Source organism: Achromobacter sp. Root170 (assembly GCF_001428165.1).
In the GTDB taxonomy this organism is placed as follows: Bacteria; Pseudomonadota; Gammaproteobacteria; order Burkholderiales; family Burkholderiaceae_B; genus Achromobacter; species Achromobacter mucicolens.
Genome location: NZ_LMHN01000017.1, coordinates 352,477 through 371,743, shown reverse-complemented (window position 1 = coordinate 371,743; position 19,267 = coordinate 352,477). Strand labels below are relative to the sequence as shown.

Annotated in this window: 17 protein-coding genes; 11 read left to right on the top strand and 6 right to left on the bottom strand. The window is 66.5% G+C overall.

Annotated elements, in window-relative coordinates:
- Positions 1-4 precede the first annotated feature (4 nt).
- Complete coding sequence (locus ASD87_RS22500; RefSeq protein ID WP_056326770.1) at positions 5-931, bottom strand: LysR substrate-binding domain-containing protein; 927 nt, start codon at positions 929-931, stop codon at positions 5-7.
- Positions 932-1,099: 168 nt separating this feature from the next.
- Here ASD87_RS22500 and ASD87_RS22495 point away from each other — a divergent pair, with 168 nt between their 5' ends.
- The 3 genes from ASD87_RS22495 to ASD87_RS22485 all read left to right on the top strand — a co-directional run bounded on the left by ASD87_RS22495 (position 1,100) and on the right by ASD87_RS22485 (position 5,350).
- Positions 1,100-2,782 carry a thiamine pyrophosphate-binding protein gene (locus ASD87_RS22495; RefSeq protein ID WP_056326769.1) on the top strand — a complete coding sequence of 561 codons (1,683 nt, stop codon included), beginning with the start codon at positions 1,100-1,102 and terminating at the stop codon, positions 2,780-2,782.
- A gap of 131 nt (positions 2,783-2,913) precedes the next feature.
- Complete coding sequence (locus ASD87_RS22490) at positions 2,914-4,107, top strand: acyl-CoA dehydrogenase (protein ID WP_056326766.1); 1,194 nt, start codon at positions 2,914-2,916, stop codon at positions 4,105-4,107.
- Positions 4,108-4,363: 256 nt separating this feature from the next.
- Positions 4,364-5,350: a TRAP transporter substrate-binding protein gene (locus ASD87_RS22485; protein WP_056326764.1), complete on the top strand. Its 987-nt coding sequence runs from the start codon at positions 4,364-4,366 to the stop codon at positions 5,348-5,350.
- Positions 5,351-5,359: 9 nt separating this feature from the next.
- On the opposite strand, the gene ASD87_RS22480 is transcribed toward ASD87_RS22485, so the two are convergent.
- The 5 genes from ASD87_RS22480 to ASD87_RS22460 all read right to left on the bottom strand — a co-directional run bounded on the left by ASD87_RS22480 (position 5,360) and on the right by ASD87_RS22460 (position 11,426).
- Complete coding sequence (locus ASD87_RS22480) at positions 5,360-5,803, bottom strand: MaoC family dehydratase (protein ID WP_056326762.1); 444 nt, start codon at positions 5,801-5,803, stop codon at positions 5,360-5,362.
- A 69-nt stretch (positions 5,804-5,872) separates the two neighbouring features.
- Entirely contained in the window at positions 5,873-7,132 is a 1,260-nt protein-coding gene (boxA, locus tag ASD87_RS22475; protein ID WP_056326760.1) for a benzoyl-CoA 2,3-epoxidase subunit BoxA, read from the bottom strand.
- A 41-nt stretch (positions 7,133-7,173) separates the two neighbouring features.
- Positions 7,174-8,601, bottom strand: a complete 1,428-nt coding sequence (gene boxB, locus ASD87_RS22470; RefSeq protein ID WP_056326758.1) for a benzoyl-CoA 2,3-epoxidase subunit BoxB — start codon at positions 8,599-8,601, stop codon at positions 7,174-7,176.
- A gap of 46 nt (positions 8,602-8,647) precedes the next feature.
- Positions 8,648-10,318 carry a 2,3-epoxybenzoyl-CoA dihydrolase gene (gene boxC / locus ASD87_RS22465; protein ID WP_056326756.1) on the bottom strand — a complete coding sequence of 557 codons (1,671 nt, stop codon included), beginning with the start codon at positions 10,316-10,318 and terminating at the stop codon, positions 8,648-8,650.
- Between the two features lie 199 nt (positions 10,319-10,517).
- Positions 10,518-11,426, bottom strand: coding sequence for a helix-turn-helix transcriptional regulator (locus tag ASD87_RS22460; protein WP_056326754.1), 909 nt, complete (start codon positions 11,424-11,426; stop codon positions 10,518-10,520).
- Positions 11,427-11,602: 176 nt separating this feature from the next.
- On the opposite strand from ASD87_RS22460, the gene ASD87_RS22455 reads away from it, so the two are divergent.
- The 8 genes from ASD87_RS22455 (at position 11,603) to ASD87_RS22420 (ending at position 19,231) form a co-directional block, all read left to right on the top strand.
- Positions 11,603-12,076 (top strand): DUF4863 family protein, encoded by a 474-nt coding sequence (locus tag ASD87_RS22455; protein ID WP_056326752.1) that lies wholly within the window; start codon positions 11,603-11,605, stop codon positions 12,074-12,076.
- A gap of 82 nt (positions 12,077-12,158) precedes the next feature.
- Complete coding sequence (locus ASD87_RS22450; protein WP_056326750.1) at positions 12,159-13,718, top strand: benzoate-CoA ligase family protein; 1,560 nt, start codon at positions 12,159-12,161, stop codon at positions 13,716-13,718.
- Entirely contained in the window at positions 13,715-14,539 is an 825-nt protein-coding gene (locus tag ASD87_RS22445; protein ID WP_056326749.1) for an alpha/beta fold hydrolase, read from the top strand. Before ASD87_RS22450 ends, ASD87_RS22445 begins: the two co-directional genes overlap by 4 nt.
- Before the next feature lie 55 nt (positions 14,540-14,594).
- Positions 14,595-15,755 carry an ABC transporter substrate-binding protein gene (locus tag ASD87_RS22440; protein ID WP_056326747.1) on the top strand — a complete coding sequence of 387 codons (1,161 nt, stop codon included), beginning with the start codon at positions 14,595-14,597 and terminating at the stop codon, positions 15,753-15,755.
- Between the two features lie 31 nt (positions 15,756-15,786).
- A complete protein-coding gene (locus ASD87_RS22435) occupies positions 15,787-16,668 on the top strand; it encodes a branched-chain amino acid ABC transporter permease (protein WP_056326745.1) in 882 nt (293 codons plus the stop codon).
- Positions 16,669-16,696: 28 nt separating this feature from the next.
- Complete coding sequence (locus ASD87_RS22430; protein ID WP_056326743.1) at positions 16,697-17,767, top strand: branched-chain amino acid ABC transporter permease; 1,071 nt, start codon at positions 16,697-16,699, stop codon at positions 17,765-17,767.
- Positions 17,760-18,521, top strand: coding sequence for an ABC transporter ATP-binding protein (locus ASD87_RS22425; RefSeq protein ID WP_056326741.1), 762 nt, complete (start codon positions 17,760-17,762; stop codon positions 18,519-18,521). Before ASD87_RS22430 ends, ASD87_RS22425 begins: the two co-directional genes overlap by 8 nt.
- Positions 18,521-19,231: an ABC transporter ATP-binding protein gene (locus ASD87_RS22420; RefSeq protein WP_056326739.1), complete on the top strand. Its 711-nt coding sequence runs from the start codon at positions 18,521-18,523 to the stop codon at positions 19,229-19,231. Before ASD87_RS22425 ends, ASD87_RS22420 begins: the two co-directional genes overlap by 1 nt.
- Positions 19,232-19,267 lie beyond the last annotated feature (36 nt).

Genomic DNA, 19,267 nt, shown 5'->3' with positions numbered 1-19,267 from the left:
GATTCTACGGCGCGGCGCGGTTGGGCAGGCGCTCGCCCACACCGGCGGCGGCGGACTTGAGCCAGGACTCGAACACCTTCAGCGCCTCGGAGCGCTCGCTGCGCTGCGGATAGCCGAAGTAATACCCCTGGCTGACCGCCAGCGACTGCGGCACGGGCATGACGAGGGCGCCCTGGTCCAACGCCGGTTGCGCCAGAAAGCGCGGCATCAGCCCGACGCCCAGCCCAGCCTGCACCGCCGCCATCACCATGGTGAAAAGCTCATATCGGGGGCCGCCGGCCGCCTGCGGCCCGTACAGATGGCCATTGGCTGCGTACCACTGGCGCCAGGCGTCCGGCCGCGAGGCCAGATGCAGGTGCGTCATGCCGGTCAGCGCGGCGCCCCCCGCTTGCGCCACGCGTTCGGCCAATTCGGGCGCGCAGACCGGCACCAGCTCGCGCTCGGGGAACAGCAGCCCGCCCTGCGTGCCGGGCCAAAGCCCGTCCCCGTGATACAGCGCGCCGTCGAACGGCTGGTCCTTGAACTGGAACGGCAGCGTGCGCACGGAGAGGCTGACGGTGATGTCGCCGTGCTCGCGCTGGAAATCCGCGAGGCGCGGGATCAGCCAGGTGGTGGCCAGGGTGGGCACGACGGCAATGTGGATGCTGCGCCCCATGCCGGTCCGGCTGACAAGCCCGAAGGTGTCTTTTTCGATCTGGTCCAGATGGTGACGGATGCGGCCGGCGTATTCGGCGCCGTGGTCGGTCAGCACGATGCGGCGGCGCACCCGGGTGAAAAGCTGCACGCCCAGCCGCGCCTCCAGGCTGGCCACCTGCCGGTAGACCGCGCTGTGGGTCAGCGACAGCTCCTCGGCGGCGCGCGAAAAACTGCCCAGCCGGGCCGAGGCCTCGAATGCCTGCAGGGCGCTCAGATTGGGAATGCCGTTTCTCATGGAGGGAATGCCGCCTGAAATGCGGCCCGTCGCGGCGCGCGCGCATGTTGCAGCGCACCAGGCGGGACGTGCCGGGGGATCAACAGAATGTGCAATTTTATCAATTGCGTTGTGCGCTCAGGGAACATATGCTCGGCAGTTCTACCCTAGGCTAACCACGACACCACCATGCCTCAGCAAGATTCCCGCCTTGGCGGTCACATTCTGGTCGACCAATTGGTCGCCCAGGGCGTCAAACATGTATTTTGTGTCCCCGGCGAAAGCTATCTGGCGGTGCTGGACGGCCTGCACGATGCCGACATCAAGGTCACGGTGTGCCGCCAGGAAGGTGGCGCGGCCATGATGGCCGACGCGCACGGCAAGCTGACGGGCGAACCCGGCGTCTGCATGGTGACGCGCGGCCCCGGCGCCGCCAACGCGCTGGCCGGCGTGCACATCTCCAAACAGGACTCCACGCCGATGATCCTGTTTGTCGGCCAGATCGAGCGCGGCATGCGCGAGCGCGAGGCCTTCCAGGAAATGGACTACCGCGCCGTGTTCGGCACGCAGGCCAAGTGGGTGACCGAGATCGATCAGGTCGAACGCATTCCCGAACTGATCTCGCGCGCGTTTCACATCGCGACCTCGGGCCGCCCCGGTCCGGTGGTGATCGCGCTGCCGGAAGACATGCTGGTCGAGGCAGCCAAAGTGGCCGACGCCCCGCGTTACGAAGTCATCGATGCGGCCCCCACGGCTGGCCAGCTGGCCGATCTGGAAAAGCTGCTGGCCGGCGCGAAGAACCCCGTCGCCATTCTGGGCGGCACGCGTTGGGACGCCCGCGCCGTGCAGCAGTTCGCCGATTTCGCGCAGTTGCATTCGCTGCCGACCGCCGTGTCGTTCCGCCGCCAGATGCTGTTTCCCGCGGACCATCCTTGCTTCATCGGCGACGTGGGCCTGGGCATCAACCCGGCGCTGCTCAAGCGCGTGGCCGATGCCGACCTGATCCTGCTGGTGGGCGGACGCATGTCGGAAAACCCCAGCCAGGCCTACACGCTGCTGGACATTCCCGTGCCCAAGCAAAAGCTGGTGCACGTGCATCCCGACGCCGCGGAACTGGGCCGGGTGTACCGCCCCACCCTCGCCATCAACACCTCGCCGTCCGCCTTCGCCGCGACGCTGGCCGGCCTGAAGGCGCCTGCCGCCCCCGCTTGGGCCGACGGCACGAAGGCGATGCGCGAGTCGTACCTGAAATGGAGCGATCCCGACGCCATCACCACACCGGGCGCGCTGCAGCTGGGCCAGGTCATGGCGTATCTGGAAAAGACCCTGCCCGCCGACGCGATCATGACCAACGGCGCGGGCAACTACGCCACCTGGCTGCACCGCTTTCACCGCTTCACCCGCTTCGGCACGCAGCTTGCGCCGACTTCCGGGTCCATGGGCTACGGCCTGCCGGCAGCGGTGGGCGCCAAGCGCGTGTGGCCGGACAAGACCGTCGTGTGCTTCGCGGGCGACGGCTGCTTCCTGATGCACGGCCAGGAATTTGCGACGGCCGTGCAATACGACCTGCCCATCATCGTGGTGCTGGTGGACAACGGCATGTACGGCACGATCCGCATGCACCAGGAAAAGCACTATCCGGGCCGCATTTCCGCGACCCAGTTGAAGAACCCCGATTTCGCCGACTACGCGCGCGCCTTTGGCGGCCACGGCGAACGCGTGGAGACCACCGAACAGTTCGGTCCGGCATTTGAACGTGCATTGGCCAGCGGCAAGCCGGCGATCCTGCACTGCTTCATCGATCCGGAAACCATCAGCCCGTCCACGACCCTCGAAAAGATCCGCGAGGCGGCGCTGAAGGCTCAGCACTGAACCCTGCACGGGCGTCAGGACCGGCGGCGCGCTCAGGCGCACCGCCGTGCAAACCCCAACTTGCCGCCCGAATTATTTTAAGTTTAAACTTTCTAGATTCCGATCACGGAAATCCATAGCGGAGACCCAGCATGTCCTCGAATCCCTCCTTCCACTGGCAAGACCCCCTGTTGCTGGATCAGCAGCTGACCGAAGAAGAGCGTATGGTGCGCGACGCCGCCTACGCCTACTCGCAGGACAAGCTGGCGCCGCGCGTGCTCAACGCTTTCCGCAACGAAAAGACCGATCCCGAGATCTTCTCCGAAATGGGCGAGCTCGGCCTGCTGGGCGCCACCATCCCCGTCGAATACGGCGGCGCTGGCCTGAACTACGTCAGCTACGGCCTGATCGCCCGTGAAGTCGAACGCGTCGACTCCGGCTACCGCTCGATGATGAGCGTGCAGTCCTCGCTGGTCATGGTGCCGATCAACGAATTCGGCAGCGAAGAACAAAAGAAGAAGTACCTGCCCAAGCTGGCGCGCGGCGAATGGATCGGCTGCTTCGGCCTGACCGAACCCAATCACGGCTCCGACCCCAACGGCATGGAAACCCGCGCGGTCAAGACCGCCGACGGCTACAAGCTGAGCGGCAACAAGATGTGGATCACCAACTCGCCGATCGCGGACGTGTTCGTGGTGTGGGCCAAGTGCGTCGGCGGCGACTTCGACGGCAAGATCCGCGGCTTCATCCTGGAAAAGGGCATGAAGGGCCTGTCCGCCCCCGCCATCCACGGCAAGGTCGGCCTGCGCGCGTCGATCACCGGTGAAATCGTCATGGACGAGGTGGAAGTGTCCGCCGACCAGATGATGCCCGGCGTGTCCGGCCTGAAGGGTCCGTTCACCTGCCTGAACTCCGCCCGTTACGGCATCGCCTGGGGCGCTGTCGGCGCCGCCGAAGCCTGCTGGCACACCGCCCGCCAATACACCCTGGACCGCAAGCAGTTCGGCCGCCCGCTCGCCGCCAACCAGCTGATCCAGAAGAAGCTGGCCGACATGCAGACCGAAATCACGCTGGCGCTGCAAGGCTGCCTGCGCCTGGGCCGCATGAAGGACGAAGGCACCGCCGCCGTGGAAATCACCTCGATCATGAAGCGCAACTCGTGCGGCAAGGCGCTGGACATCGCCCGCCTGGCCCGCGACATGCTGGGCGGCAACGGCATCTCCGACGAATTCGGCGTGGCCCGTCACCTGGTGAACCTGGAAGTGGTCAACACCTACGAAGGCACCCACGACGTGCACGCCCTGATCCTGGGCCGCGCCCAGACCGGCATCCAGGCGTTCTATTGATCGCCTGCCTGGTGTAGCGAAGGAGGCCGCCCATGGGGCGGCCTTTTTTTTGGCGCGTTGCGGCAGCGCCAGGTGACTGACACCCTCTGCGCCGCCGCAACAAGCTGACGGCCACCTCCCCAGGGTGTCAGACACCGACCGAATGGGACTACGCCATACGTCCGATCCCTCCCCGCCTGCGCATTGCCGAAAGCCCGACTAGGCGTACGCCTGTATACCTCTTACGCTTCACGGGTCCCTTCACGAGGAGTCGCGCATGCACGGCATCACCCCCCTGCGCCTGGCGGCAGTCGTCGCCATGGCGTTCATCGCCCAAGGCGCTCAGGCCGCCACGACGCTCACCATGACCACCGAGTACCCGGCCACCTCCATGCCGGGTCAAGGCGTGTCCACGTTCGCCGAACTGGTTCGGGCCAAGTCGGCCGGCAATGTCGTCATCGACGCGAGCTTCGACGCCGCCAAGGGCATCAAGTCGGGCGACATGATCGAGGCCGTGCAGACGCGCAAGGTGGATGCGGGCGACGCCTTTGCCGGCGCGCTGGCCACGAAGTATCCGATCTTTGGCGTCTCGTCCTTGCCCTTCCTGGCCGACTCGTTGTCCAAGGCGCGCAATCTGAACAAGGCGGCGCGCCCGGCGTACGAGAAGCTGCTGGCCGCGCATGGCCAGAAGCTGCTCTACACCACGCCGTGGCCCGCGTCGGGCATCTGGTCCAAGCAAAAGCTGGACAGCGTGGCGGCGCTCAAGCGCCTCTCCATCCGCACCTACGATGCGACCTCGCAGGACGTCATGCAGCGGGCCGGCGCAAAGGCGCAGAACATTTCGTTCGCGGACGCCATGCCGCGCATCGCATCCGGCGAGGTGAACGCGGTGCTGTCTTCCGGCGATGGCGGCGCGGGCCGCAAGCTGTGGGAATACCTGCCGAATTTTGCCGAGATCAACTACGCCATGCCGGTCTCGGTGGCGACGATGAACCTGAAGGCCTACGAGGCGCTGGATGCGCGCTCGCGCAAGGCCATCGACCAGGCAGCCGCGCAGACCGAGGCCGAGCAGTGGAAACGCATCGAGGGCCGCCTGCAGCAGAACTACGCGAACATGCGCAAGAACGGCGTCGCGATCAACACCGCCGTGCCCCCGGCGGTGAAGAAGGCGTTGAAGGACGCTTCCGCCGAATCGATCAATGCGTGGAAGGCGGCGGCCGGCCCGGAGGCGGCCGCCATTCTCAAGCAGGCGAGCAAGCGGTAGCCGCTGCGCCTAGTTGTTGCCGGACAGGTCGAACAGGCTGGTCGCGTCCATTTCCAGCACGCTTTCGTCGTGCTGGTTCACGACCGTCCATGCCCAGTTGATGATGCCCAAATCGGGGCGCGAGGACGAGTGCCGCGCGCCCTGCACGCGCGCGTGCAGGCGCAGGGTGTCGCCGGGGCGTACCGGCGTGCGCCAGCGGACTTCGCCCAGGCCGGGCGAACCGAAGGATTCGGAATCATGCAGGGCGGCGTCGACCGCCATGCGCATGGCCATCGCGCAGGTGTGCCAGCCGCTGGCGATCAGCCCGCCCCAGCGGCCTTCCGCGGCGCGCTGCGGATCGGTATGGAACCACTGGGGATCGTACTTGCGGGCGAACTCCAGGATCTCCGCTTCCGTCACGGTGACCGGCCCCGCCTTGATCACCATGCCGTCCTTGAATTCGGCGAACTTCATGTTGTTTTTCCCCTGCCAACGAAAACGGCGCGCCCAGGCGCGCCGTTCGTCACGCAACTGTTGTTGGAATCAGTACGTCTCGAAGTGCAGCCGGCCTTCACGGCGCAGCGCATCATGCAGGATAGACCAATCCTCGCCCGACTGCACCACCACGTCGCGCAGGGCGTCCAGCACGCCGACTTCCATGCCCTTCAGCCCGCAGACATAGATGCAGGTATTGCGGTCGGCCAGCAGCCCGCGCACGAGCGCGGCCCGTTCGCGGATCAGGTCCTGCACGTAGCGCTTGGGCTGGCCGGGTTCGCGCGACAGCGCCAGGTTGATGTCGATGAAATCCCGCGGCAGCTTCATCAACGGGCCAAAGTACGGCAGCTCGCGTTCGGTGCGCGCGCCGAAGAAAAGCATGAGCTTGCCGATGTCCGCCGTGCCGATCAGGCGGCGGCTGCGTTCGGTCATCGCGCGCATCGGGGCAGAACCCGTGCCCGTGCAGATCATGATGAGATTGGCCTGCGGGTGGTTCGGCATCAGGAAGGTGTGGCCGAAGGGGCCGATCACCTGCACGGTGTCGTTCTTGGCCAGGTCACACAGATAGTTGGAACACACGCCATGCGCGGCCGCGCCGCCGTGGTCCTGGGTGACGCGTTTGACCGTCAGCGACAGGTTGTTGTATCCCGCCCGTTCACCGTCGCGCGGACTGGCCAGCGAATACTGGCGCGCGTGATGCGGCCGGCCCTGCGCATCCACGCCCGGCGGCAGGATGCCGATGGACTGGCCCTCCAGCACCGGGAACGGCTGCTCGCCGAAGTCCAGCACGATGTGGTGAATGTCGCTTTCCGTGTCGGCGCCGGTGACGCGATAGTTGCCCACCACGGTCGCGGTGATCGGCGTCTTGTGCGTGTAGAGATTCACGTAAGGGTGCGCGGCCGACCACGGCGGCACCGCGGCGCCGGGCGTGGCGGCCGTCACGGCCGCCGCCGTCTGCGCGAGGCCCGCTTCGGCCTGCGGCGCCGGCATGGGCTGACCGCCCTCGCCTTCCGCCGCCGCATCTACCGGCAGCGGCTTTTCCTGCGGCAGCTCTTCCCAGCCTAACTGGTCCTGCACCGAATAGGCCTCGGCCCGCACGACCAGCCGCCAGTTGTCGATCGAGCCCGTCGGGCACGGCGGCACGCAGGCCATGCAGCCATTGCAGATTTCGGGATCCACCACGTAGTTGTTCGCATCGTGGGTGATCGCATCGACCGGACAGGTCTCTTCGCAGGTGTTGCAGCGGATGCAGATCTCGGGATCGATCAGATGCTGCTTCAGGACTTCCACCGGTAATGGGGCGTTCATCGCCGTCCTCCCTACGCGCGGGCACGCGGCCCGCGCGGCCTTTAGTTGAAACGCACGTACTCGAAGTTCACCGGCTGGCGGTTGATGCCCATGACGGGCGGCGCGATCCAGTTGGCGAACTTGCCCGGCTCGGTGACGCGGCCCATCAGCGACGCGACGAACGCCCGATCTTCCGGCGTGGGCAGCCACTTGTGCTGGTTGGCCTGCCACTGCGACTCGGACAGGATCTCGCCTTCCGGCGACATGCGGATGCCGGCCAGGGTGCCGATCTGGCGGTTGAACGCCTTGTGCGGCACCTGCAGGCGGAACGCCAGGCCGCTCTTTTCGATCACCTTGTTCCAGCGGCCGATGCCGGCCACCGAATCGCGGATGAAGTCGTCGCGCAGCACTTCGTTTAGCGCATTGAGCATCGGCACTTCGGTCTCGGACAGCTTGCCGTTGCTGACGTTGAGCACCCGGTAGGTGTCGTTCTTCAGTTGATGGTCGTCGGTGCGCTTGCTCTCTTCGTACCGGCCCTTCAAGCCCGATCCATAGAAGATGGCGGCGTTGGACGACTGGTCCGCGCCGAACAGATCAATGGTCACGCTGTAGTGGAAGTTCAGGTAGCGCTGAATGGTGGGCAGGTCGATCACGCCCGCCGCGCGCACGGCTTGCGGGTCGTCGGTTTTCAGTTCCTTCATCACTTCGCAGGTGCGCTGGATGACGCGCGAAATGCCGGACTCGCCCACGAACATGTGGTGCGCTTCCTCGGTCAGCATGAACTTGGTGGTGCGTGCCAGCGGGTCGAAGCTGGATTCGGCCAGCGCGCACAGCTGGAACTTGCCGTCGCGATCGGTGAAGTAGGTGAACATGTAGAACGCCAGCCAGTCCGGCGTCTTTTCGTTGAAGGCGCCCAGGATGCGCGGATTGTCCGAATCGCCCGAGCTGCGTTGCAGCAGCGCATCGGCTTCCTCGCGCCCGTCACGGCCGAAATAGCGGTGCAGCAGGTACACCATTGCCCACAGGTGCCGCCCTTCTTCGACGTTGATCTGGAACAGGTTGCGCAAGTCGTACTGCGATGGCGCCGTCAGGCCCAGGTGCCGCTGCTGCTCGATCGACGCAGGTTCCGTGTCGCCCTGCGTGACGATGATGCGGCGCAGGTTGGCGCGGTGCTCGCCCGGCACGTCCTGCCACACGTCGCGGCCGATGTTCTCGCCAAAATGGATCTTGCGCTGGCCGTCCTGCGGCGCCAGGAAGATGCCCCAGCGGTAGTCGGGCATGCGCACGTGATTGAAATGGGCCCACCCGTCGGGCTCGACGCTGACCGCCGTGCGCAGGTAAACGTCAAAGCCGTGCGAACCGTCGGGGCCCATGTCCTGCCACCATTGCAGGTAGTTGGGCTGCCAGTGTTCCAGCGCGCGCTGCAACGCGCGGTCGCCGGACAGGTTGACGTTATTGGGAATCTTGTCGCTGTAGTTGATGCCGGACATGTCTCTCTCCTGATTTTTTTAAGATGGGCCGCCAGCCGCGCGGCGCTCAGACGCGGTTCCAGTCGAATGCCGCCTGCTCGCCCTTGCCGTACAGCTTGAGCGCGCCCTTGTCGCCCGCCGCATTGGGGCGGTTGAAGATCCAGTTCTGCCAGGCAGTCAGCCGACCGAAGATGCGGGTTTCCATGGTTTCCTGCCCGCCAAAGCGCAGGTTTGCCTCCAGGCCCGTCAGCGCATCGGGCGACAGCGCGCGGCGCTCTTCCAGCGCCAGCCGCACCTCGTCGTCCCAGTCGATGCTGTCGGGCGCATAGGTGATGAGGCCCAGCGCCAGCGCGTCGGCGGCCGGCAGGCTGCGTCCGGCCTGGGCTCGCACCGCTTCCAGCGACCCGGTTTCGCCGTAGAAACGGCGCTGCAGTCGGCTTTGTCCATTCACCATCGGGTACGCGCCGAAGTTGCGCTCGCCCACCACAAGGCGCGGCGGCGCAGCGTCGATGTCTTCCTCGTCCTCGACGTCCAGCATGTAGCTGCGGTCGGCCGCCAGCGCCAGTTCCAGCAGCGTGCCGGCAAAGCAGGAGCCCGGCTCGATCAGCGCGAACAGGCTGCGGGACGTGACATCCAGCCGCGCAAGCGTGCGGCGCAGCATGCCTGCGGTCTCGCGCACGAACCAGTGGCCCGCGTGCTGTTCCAACGCGGCGTCCGCCGCCAGCACTTGCTGCGCGTCGCCCTCGGTCTTGAGGATCCAGGTGCCGATATCCAGTTCATTGGTGCGCATCGTCAGGATGGCGTCGTCCAGCTCACGCGCCATCTGCAGCGGCCACCAGGCCGCCCCCGCGGCAACGATGTCCGCAAGATCGGTTTCCACTTCCCCTTGCGGCGCGCGCACGGTCCAGGTGGCCTGGCGCTTTTCGCGGTCGAGCTGCACGTCGACATAGCGATAGGAAAGACTGCTCTCCGTCTCGGTGCGTTGCAGCGGCGTCAGCGCCACGCCCTGCTCGCCTGCCGGACGGTCGCTGTCCTGCGCCAAGGCAAGCGCGCGGGCCCGGACTTCCTCCTCGAAGCGGGCGGGCTTGACCACGTCGTCCACCAGCCGCCAATCCTTGGCGCGCTGCCCCCGCACTCCCTCGACCAGCGTGCAGAAGATGTCCGCGTGGTCATGGCGCACGCGGCGCTTGTCGGTCACGCGGGTCAGCCCGCCTGTGCCCGGCAGCACGCCCAGCAAGGGCACCTCGGGCAGCGCAACGGAAGACGAGCGGTCGTCGATCAAGAGGATCTCATCGCAGGCCAGGGCCAATTCATAGCCGCCGCCCGCACACGCGCCGTTCAGCGCCGCAATGAACTTCAGGCCGCCATGACGGCTGGAGTCTTCGATGCCGTTACGGGTTTCATTGGTGAACTTGCAGAAGTTGACCTTCCAGGCGTGGGTGGACAACCCCAGCATGAAAATGTTGGCGCCGGAACAGAAGATGCGGTCTTTCATGCTGGTGACGACCACGCTGCGCACTTCGGGGTGTTCGAAGCGGATGCGTTGCAGGGCGTCGTGCAGTTCGATGTCGACGCCCAGGTCGTACGAATTGAGCTTGAGCTTGTAGCCGGGGCGCAAGCCGCCGTCTTCGGCCACGTCCATGGCCAGGGTGGCGACCGCACCGTCGAACGTCAGGCGCCAGTGCCGGTACTGAGCGGGATCGGTCCGGAAATCGACCCGGTTGATGGGACTGCTCATCGTGTGTCTCCTCGTACGCCCTGTTCACTGACAGGAAAAATACTGCACTACATGAATTATTATGCAGATTAGTGCAGGCGTTTTGGAGCGTCAAGCGGAATATGCAGGAAAGTGCATGTCGCCATGCGTATCAGGCGCGCAGCAAAAAGGCCGCCCCGAATGGGGCGGCCTCGGAAACGAAGGCGGCAGGCCGGCGGCGCTACAGCGGCAACCCGCAGGCCTTGCGGACCTGTGTGCGCAGGCCAGCGAAGCTTTCGGCCACTTCCAGGTTGCTGGTCACCCAGGTCAGGTCGGCTTTGGCGTAGAACGCTTCGCGCCCGGCCAGGATGCGCTTCAAGTCGGCCATGGCTTCGTTGTTGCCCGACATGGGGCGGAAGTCACCCTGCGCCATGACGCGTTCCATGTGCTCTTCGGGCGTGGCGCGCAGCCAGACCGTATAGCAATGGGTCAGCAGAAGGTTGAGCGTGGCGGGTTCGGACACCAGCCCGCCCGGCGTGGCCAGCACCATTTCCGGGTAGATCTGCACCGCCTCTTCGAGCGCGCGCCGTTCGTAGCGGCGATAGGCGTTTGGACCATACAGGTTATGGATTTCCAGGATGCCGCAGCCGGCCACCCGCTCGATCTCGCGGTTCAGTTCCACGAACGGATAACCCAAGTCGTCGGCCAGCATCTGGCCCAGCGTCGACTTGCCCGCGCCGCGCAGGCCGATGAGCGCCACGCGCTGGGTGCGGTTGGGCCGCTGCGCGCCGGCACCCACGCCGAACAGCTGCGTCAGCGCCTCGCGCGCGCGCTGCAGATCGGATTCGGTGCGTCCGCTCAGCAACTCCCGGATCAGCAGCCAGTCTGGCGATTCCGTGGTGACGTCGCCGACCAGTTCGGCCAGCGCGCAGTTGAACGCCCGGGCAATCTGCAGCAGCACCAGGATCGACGCATTGCCGACGCCGTGCTCCAGGTTGGCGAGGTGCCGTTCGGATACGCCGGTCGCCTGCGACAAGCCCTTGCGCGTCATGCCGCGGATGGCGCGCAGGCGGCGCACGCGCTCGCCCAAGGCGATCAGGAAGGGCTCGCGCCGGGGTTCGATGGGCGCCGTGTCTAGCGCTTGATTCATGGTTCGACTGACTCCGCAAAAACCCTGATTACCGCTCTTTTATGCACTATAGTGCTTGACCCACGCCAACGGAAGCACTATTTTTCCATCCAACGAGTCCACAGCCGATCCGGTGCAAAAAAACAGCAGTCCAAATGCGGACTGCCTGAGCGCCGACAGTGTAAAGGAGCCGCCTGGTGAGTACGCCCGACCAATTCCACGCCCTGATGCGCGATGTGACGCGCCTGACGGCCGGCCAGCCGCTGGACGCGGCGCTGCAGGTCCGGCTCAACCAGGCGGCCGGCCCGGACAGCGCCCTGTTCCAGGACATCTTTGCCACCTGTAGGCAGGGCGTGGCCGACGGCTGGATGTGCAACCGCGAAGGCGGCGGCATCAAGTACGGCCGGGTCATCAAGCCCGCCGACGACCTGGGCGGCTGCTCGGTGGACGTCGTCGACATGAATGACCTGGCCGGCCCGCACCACGCCCATCCCAACGGCGAGATCGACATGATCATGCCGCTTACCGGCGACGCGCGCTTTGACGGCCACGGCGCGGGCTGGCTCGTCTACGGACCGGGCTCGGCCCATAGCCCCACGGTCACGCGCGGCCGGGCCCTCGTGCTGTATCTGCTGCCCGGCGGGGCCATCGAATTCACGCGCCCCGGCTGAAAACCGGCCCGGACGCAGCAACCGTGCCGCCAACAACAACCACAGGCACGGCGTCCACCCACCAGGACACCAGGAGACAACCGTGAACACCTGCCCCGCCGAACTGAATTTCGCCAGCCATCTTGCCGCGCTGAACGCGCCGCGCGCCGCCAAGCCGGCCTACATCGACGACACGCGCCAGCTCACGTATGGCGAGCTGGCCGAGCGGGTGGCCCGCATGGCGGGCGCGCTGCGCAACCTGGGCCTGCGCCGCGAGGAACGCATCCTGGTGCTGATGCAGGACACGGCCGACTGGCCGGTGGCGTTTTTGGGCGCCCTGCACGCCGGCGTGGTGCCGGTTGCCGTCAATACCCTGCTCACCGCGGACGATTACGCCTACATCATTGCGCACAGCCGCGTGCGCGCCGTGTTCGTGTCCGGCGCCCTGCTGCCGGTGCTGCAGGCGGCGCTGGCTCAGGCGCCGGCGGATGTCGAACATCTGGTGGTGTCGCAGCCCGGCGCGGCCTTGCCCGATGGCGCCCACGCGTTCGACACGCTGCTGGCCGCCGCCCCGCTGGCGCCCGCGGCCCGCACGCTATCCGACGAAATCGCATTCTGGCTGTATTCGTCCGGTTCGACCGGCAAGCCCAAGGGCGTGGTGCACACCCACGGCAACCTCTGGCACACGGCGGAACTGTACGCCAAGCCCGTACTCGGCATCCGCGAAAGCGACGTGGTGTTCTCGGCCGCGAAGCTGTTCTTCGCGTACGGCCTGGGCAACGGCCTGACCTTTCCGCTGTCGGTGGGCGCCACGGTCGTGCTGATGGCCGAGCGCCCCACGCCGCAAGCCGTGTTCCAGCGCCTGGTGCGGCATCGCCCCACCGTGTTCTACGGCGTGCCGACGCTGTATGCCAGCATGCTGGCCTCGCCCGACCTGCCGCCCCGCGAGCAGGTGGCGATGCGCGTCTGCACATCTGCCGGCGAAGCCTTGCCGCGTGATATCGGCGAGCGTTTCACGCGGCATTTCGGCTGTGAAATCCTGGACGGCATCGGCTCGACCGAGATGCTGCACATCTTCATTTCCAACCGCTCGGGGCAATTGCGCTACGGCACCACGGGCAAGCCCGTGCCGGGCTATGAGGTGCAGCTGCGCGACGACAACGGCGCGCCCGTCGCGCCCGGCGCCATCGGCGACCTGTACATCAAGGGTCCCAGCGCCGCGCTGATGTACTGGAACAACCGCGACAAGACGCGCCAGTGCTTTCTGGGCGACTGGTTAAAGAGCGGCGACAAATACGTTTGCGATCCGGATGGCTATTACACCTACGCCGGACGCAGCGACGACATGATCAAGGTCAGCGGCCAGTATGTGTCGCCAGTCGAGGTCGAGAACATCCTGATCCAGCACGAGGCGGTGCTGGAAGCGGCCGTGATCGGGGTGCCGGACCACGACGGGCTGGTCAAGACCAAGGCCTATGTGGTGCTGCGCGACGGCTTCGAACCGGACGCGCAGACGGGCGCCGCCTTGCAGCATTACGTCAAGCAACACCTGGCGCCCTTCAAGTATCCGCGCCAGATCGATTTCCTGGAGGAACTGCCCAAGACCGCCACCGGCAAGATCCAGCGTTTTCGCCTGCGCGCGCTGGAAGAGGCGTCGCTATGACGGCGGCCGCCGACTCGGATACGGTCTTTGCCGGCGTCCACGCGCGCGGACGCGATCTGCGGCTGGAATGCCGCTGGATCGCGCCGCAGCGCACGGACGCCCCGCTCATCGTCTTTCTGCATGAAGGGTTGGGGTCGGTGTCGATGTGGAAGGACTGGCCCGTGCAGGTGTGCGAGGCCGCCGGCTGCCGCGGGCTGGTGTATTCGCGCTACGGATACGGCCGGTCCACCGCGCGACCGCGGGACGATGCGTGGCCCGTGGACTTCATGCACCGCGAAGCGCACGACGTCCTGCCGGCCTTGCTGGAGGTCCTGGGGGTGAATGCGCGCCGCGACAAGCCGGTGCTGTTCGGCCACAGCGACGGCGGCTCGATCGCCTTGCTTTACGCCGCCCGGTATCCGGACGCGGTCGCCGGTGTGATCGCGGCAGCCCCGCACATCCTTGTCGAAGAGGTGTCCGTCACCAGCATCGCGGCCGCGCGCCGCGCTTATCTGGAATCGGATCTGCGCGCGCGGCTGGGCCGCCATCACCAGGATGTCGACTCCGCGTTCTGGGGCTGGAACGACATCTGGCTGAACCCGGAATTTCGCGCCTGGAACATCGAGGACGATCTGAGCCGCATCACCTGTGCCGTGCTGGCCATTCAGGGCACCGGCGACGAATACGGCACGCTGGCGCAGGTGCACGGCATCCGCCGGCGCGCGCCGCAAACCGAACTGCTGGAGATTCCGGATTGCGGCCATTCGCCGCACCGGGATCAGCCCGCCACCGTTATCCAGGCCGTCGCACGCTTTGTCGGCGCGCTGGAAAAACCCGGTTGACACAGGCCGCGCATCAAGGCCCCGCGTCCGCCCATAACAAGCACGGAGACAAACCATGAACCACGTCCTGACCCGGGCCGCGCTGGCCGCCGCCCTGACGATCGCCGCAAGCGGCGCGCATGCCGACGACAAGCTCAAGGTCGGCTTCATGCTGCCCTACAGCGGCACCTTTGCCGCGCTGGGCAACGCCATCGAGAACGGCTTCAAACTTTACGTTGCCGAGCAAGGCGGCAAGCTCGGCGGACGCGAGATCGAATACTTCAAGGTGGATGACGAATCCAATCCGGCCAAGGCCGCCGAAAACGCCAACCGCCTCATCAAGCGCGATCAGGTCGATGTGCTGATCGGCACCGTGCATTCGGGCGTGGCGATGGCGCTGGCCAAGGCGGCCAAGGACGCCGACACCACGCTGATCGTCACCAACGCGGGCGCCAACGCGATCACCGGTCCGCTGTGCGGCCCAGGCATCTTCCGCACCTCGTTCACCAACTGGCAGCCGGCCTATGCCATGGGCCCGGTGGCGTACGCCAAGGGCCACAAGACCGCAGTGACCATCACCTGGAAGTACGCGGCGGGCGACGAGGCCATCGGCGGCTTCAAGGAAGGTTTCGAGAAGGCCGGCGGCAAGGTCGTGCGCGAACTGAGCCTGCCGTTTCCCAACGTGGAATTCCAGTCGCTCCTGACAGAGATTGCCGCGCTCAAGCCCGACATGGTGTTCACCTTCTTTGCCGGTGGCGGCGCCGTGAAGTTCGTGCAGGACTACCACGCGGCAGGCCTGGACAAGACGATTCCGCTGTACGGCTCGGGCTTTTTGACGGACGGCACGCTGCAGGCGCAAGGCGCATCGGCGCAGGGGCTGCTGACCACGCTGCATTACGCCGACGGCCTGAACACGCCGCGCGACAACGCCTTCCGCGCCGATTACTCCAAGGCGTACAAGATGCAGCCGGACGTCTACGCGGTGCAAGGCTACGACGCCGCGCAGCTCATGCAGTCGGGGCTGGCCGCCGTGAAGGGCGACTTCACGAAGAAGGACGCCTTCCGCAGCGCCATGCGCACGGCCACCGTGGACAGCCCGCGCGGCTCGTTCACGCTGTCCAAGGCTGGCAATCCGGTGCAGGACATCTACCTGCGCCGCGTCGACGGCCTGGAAAACAAGGTCGTCGAGGTCGCGGTGCAGAAGCTGGCCGACCCCGCCCGCGGCTGCAAGCTGTAGCCCGCCGAACGCGTCCGCCACGGGAGGCCCCATGGACATCAGCATCCTGCTCATCCAGAGCCTGAACGCATTCCAGTACGGCTTGCTGCTGTTCCTGGTGGCCAGCGGCCTGACGCTGATCTTCGGGATCATGGGCATCATCAACCTGGCGCACGGCAGCTTCTACATGATCGGCGCGTACATGGCGTTCGCGCTGGGCCCGCTGGTCGACCGCTGGCTGGGCGGCGGGTTTCTCACCACGCTGGCCGTCTGCGTGCTGGCGGCCGGCGTGATGGGATACCTGCTGGAAGCCGCGTTCTTCAGCTACCTATACAAGCGCAATCACCTGCAGCAGGTGCTGATGACGTACGGCCTGATCCTGGTGTTCGAGGAACTGCGTAGCATCTTGGTGGGCAACGACGTGCATGGCGTGCCTCTGCCCGAATGGCTGCGCGGCAGCATTGCGCTGGGCGACGTGATGACCTATCCCGTCTACCGCCTTTTCATTTCCGCCGTGGGCATCGTCGTCGCGCTGCTGCTGTACTGGATGATCTCGCGCACGCGGCTGGGCATGATGCTGCGCGCCGGCGCCAGCAACCGCGAGATGATCAGCTCGCTGGGCATCGACATCAACAAGCTCTACCGCGTCGTGTTCGCCGCGGGCGTGGCGCTGGCGGCGCTGGCCGGCAGCATCGCCGCGCCCGTGTCGTCCGTGTATCCCGGCATGGGCAACGGCGTGCTCATCATCTGTTTCGTGGTGGTGGTGATCGGCGGCATCGGGTCGATTCGCGGCGCCTTCCTGGCCGCGATGCTGGTGGGCTTTGCCGAGACCTTCGGCCAGGTGCTGTTCCCTTCCGCGGCGGGCGTGCTGGTCTATCTGCTGATGGCCCTCATTCTTCTCTGCAAGCCCGAAGGGCTGTTCAAACAGGGCTAGGTCCTGTCGACCTCAAAAGGACCCACGCATGCGCGCGCCTCTGCTCAACCGACTTCTGCCCATCGCCACGCTGCTGGCGCTGGCGGCCTTTTCCTTCAGCGGCAGCGATTACTACACCGGCCTGGCGGTGAAGATCATGATCTACGCGATCTTCGCGCTCAGCCTGCAACTGCTGGTGGGCGGCGCGGGGTTGGTGAGCCTGGGACACGCGGCGTTCTTCGGCATCGGCGCCTACGTGGCGGCGCTGTTGTCGCCCGAGTCGGAAGCGGCCAGCCTGTGGTGGCTGCTGCCGGCCGCCCTTCTGGCAGCCGCCGCGTATGCCCTGGTGACCGGGGCACTGGCCCTGCGCACGCGCGGCGTGTACTTCATCATGGTCACGCTGGCGTTTTCGCAGATGGCGTACTACGTGTTCCACGACACCAAGATCGGCGGCGGCAGCGACGGCATCTATCTGTATTTCCGGCCGGAACTCTCGCTGAGCGGCTGGACGCCGTTCGATCTGGGCAACGCCGGCACGTTCTATTTCTTTGTCCTGGCCTGCCTGGCGCTGACGTGGGGCTTTCTGGCGTTGCTGCGCCGCTCGCCATTCGGCGCGGCGCTTGCCGGCATCCGCATCAACGAACAGCGCATGCGCGCGGCAGGCTATTCGACTTATCCCTACAAGCTCGCCGCCTATGTCGTCGGCGCCACGCTGGCCGGCCTGGCGGGCTTTCTGTTCGCGCTGAAAGATGGCTTCGTCACACCGGAGCTGTTGGCCTGGGAACAGTCCGGGCTGGTGCTGCTGATGGTCATCCTGGGCGGCATGGGCAGCCTGGGCGGCGCGGTGCTGGGCACGGTGACGATGGTGCTGCTGCAAGAGCTGTTCCAGTCGCAGGACCTGTTTGGCGATTACGCGCGCCATTGGCACCTGCCGCTGGGCCTGGCGATCATCGCGCTGGTGGCGCTGTTGCCGAACGGGCTGGCAGGTCTGCCGGCCCAATGGCGCGAACGCCGCCACGCGCGCGCCGCGGACGTTCGCAAAGACGCGGCGCCCCCGGCCCGCGCGGAAAGCAAACCGGCGGCCGCGCGCCTGCCCCTCCAGGGAGAACGCCATGTCTGATGTCCTGCTCTCGGCCGCCGCGGTCACGCGCCGCTTCGGCGGTCTTACCGCGGTCAACGGTGTATCGCTCGATCTGCTGCGCGGCCAGGTGCATGCCGTGATCGGCACCAACGGCGCGGGCAAGTCCACGCTCATCAACATCCTTTCGGGCGAACTGGCGGCCAGCAGCGGCCAGGTCACGCTGGGCAGCCGCGACATCACCGCCTGGCCTCAGCCCGAACGGGCGCGCGCCGGGCTCGGCCGCAGCTACCAGCGATCCACGATCTTTCCGGAACTGACTGTGTTTGAAAACTGCCGGCTGGCCGCGCAGGCCAGCCGGCAGCGCTTCTGGCACTGGTGGCGCGATGCCGCCAGCTGCCGGCGCAGCGCCGAGCTGGCGGGAGCGGCGCTGGACCGCACGGGCCTGGCCGGCGACGCGCGGCAACCGGCCGGCCTGCTGCCGCACGGCCGCAAGCGCCAGCTCGAAATTGCGATGTGCCTGGCGGGCGAACCGCAGGTGCTGCTGCTGGACGAACCGCTGGCGGGCATGGGCCCCGAGGAAACCGACCGCATCCTGGATCTGCTACAGACCCTGAAGGCGGGCCACGCGATCCTGCTGGTCGAGCACGACATGGACGCCGTGTTCCGCATTGCCGAAACCATCACCGTCATGGTCAACGGCAGCGCCATCGCCAGCGGCGCCCCCGCACAGATCCGCGCCAATCCGGAAGTGCGCACCGCCTACCTGGGCGAAGACGGACAAGGAGCGCATTGATGCACGCGCTGATCGAAGCAGGCGGCCTGCATGTGTACTACGGCGCCAGCCATGTCCTGCGGGGCGTGGACATGCACATCGCGCCGGGCGAATCGGTGGGACTGGTGGGCCGCAATGGCATGGGCAAGACCACGCTCATCCGCAGCCTGATGGGCCACGTGAAAAGCGCGCAGGGCAACGTGCGCGTGCGCGGCAGCGACTGCACCCACGCGCAGCCGCATGCGATCGCGCGGATGGGAGTGGCCTATGTGCCCGAGGGCCGCGGCATCTTTCCCAACCTGAACGTGCGAGAGAACCTGCAGGTGGCGGCACGCCCGGGCAAGCGCGCGGGCCAGGACTGGACCTATGCGCGGGTACTGGATACGTTTCCCCGCCTGCGCGAACGTCTGGGCCACGGCGGCCAGCAGTTGTCGGGCGGCGAGCAGCAGATGCTGGCCATCGGCCGCGCGCTGATGACCAACCCCGACCTCCTGATCCTGGACGAGGCCACCGAGGGCCTGGCGCCGCTGATCGTGGCGGAGATTTGGCGCATCATCCGCGAGATCCGCGCCACCGGCATGTCCACGCTGATCGTGGACCGCAACTACCGCGCGGTGCTGGAACACACCGACCGGTGCCTGGTGATGGAAAAGGGATTGATCGTGCAGGATGGCGACAGCGCGTCGCTGGCCCGGCAGCCCGAGCAGTTGACGCGCTATCTGGGGGTGTAGCGGCACGGCGCGTGGGTAGAACGCCCGCGAAGCGCC

What these genes read in the sequence shown, in the direction of transcription:
- ASD87_RS22500 (WP_056326770.1), bottom strand. Translation starts at nt 931, where the DNA reads ATGAGAAACGGCATTCCCAATCTGAGCGCCCTGCAGGCATTCGAGGCC.
- ASD87_RS22495 (WP_056326769.1), top strand. Translation starts at nt 1,100, where the DNA reads ATGCCTCAGCAAGATTCCCGCCTTGGCGGTCACATTCTGGTCGACCAA.
- ASD87_RS22490 (WP_056326766.1), top strand. Translation starts at nt 2,914, where the DNA reads ATGTCCTCGAATCCCTCCTTCCACTGGCAAGACCCCCTGTTGCTGGAT.
- ASD87_RS22485 (WP_056326764.1), top strand. Translation starts at nt 4,364, where the DNA reads ATGCACGGCATCACCCCCCTGCGCCTGGCGGCAGTCGTCGCCATGGCG.
- ASD87_RS22480 (WP_056326762.1), bottom strand. Translation starts at nt 5,803, where the DNA reads ATGAAGTTCGCCGAATTCAAGGACGGCATGGTGATCAAGGCGGGGCCG.
- boxA (WP_056326760.1), bottom strand. Translation starts at nt 7,132, where the DNA reads ATGAACGCCCCATTACCGGTGGAAGTCCTGAAGCAGCATCTGATCGAT.
- boxB (WP_056326758.1), bottom strand. Translation starts at nt 8,601, where the DNA reads ATGTCCGGCATCAACTACAGCGACAAGATTCCCAATAACGTCAACCTG.
- boxC (WP_056326756.1), bottom strand. Translation starts at nt 10,318, where the DNA reads ATGAGCAGTCCCATCAACCGGGTCGATTTCCGGACCGATCCCGCTCAG.
- ASD87_RS22460 (WP_056326754.1), bottom strand. Translation starts at nt 11,426, where the DNA reads ATGAATCAAGCGCTAGACACGGCGCCCATCGAACCCCGGCGCGAGCCC.
- ASD87_RS22445 (WP_056326749.1), top strand. Translation starts at nt 13,715, where the DNA reads ATGACGGCGGCCGCCGACTCGGATACGGTCTTTGCCGGCGTCCACGCG.
- ASD87_RS22440 (WP_056326747.1), top strand. Translation starts at nt 14,595, where the DNA reads ATGAACCACGTCCTGACCCGGGCCGCGCTGGCCGCCGCCCTGACGATC.
- ASD87_RS22435 (WP_056326745.1), top strand. Translation starts at nt 15,787, where the DNA reads ATGGACATCAGCATCCTGCTCATCCAGAGCCTGAACGCATTCCAGTAC.
- ASD87_RS22430 (WP_056326743.1), top strand. Translation starts at nt 16,697, where the DNA reads ATGCGCGCGCCTCTGCTCAACCGACTTCTGCCCATCGCCACGCTGCTG.
- ASD87_RS22425 (WP_056326741.1), top strand. Translation starts at nt 17,760, where the DNA reads ATGTCTGATGTCCTGCTCTCGGCCGCCGCGGTCACGCGCCGCTTCGGC.
- ASD87_RS22420 (WP_056326739.1), top strand. Translation starts at nt 18,521, where the DNA reads ATGCACGCGCTGATCGAAGCAGGCGGCCTGCATGTGTACTACGGCGCC.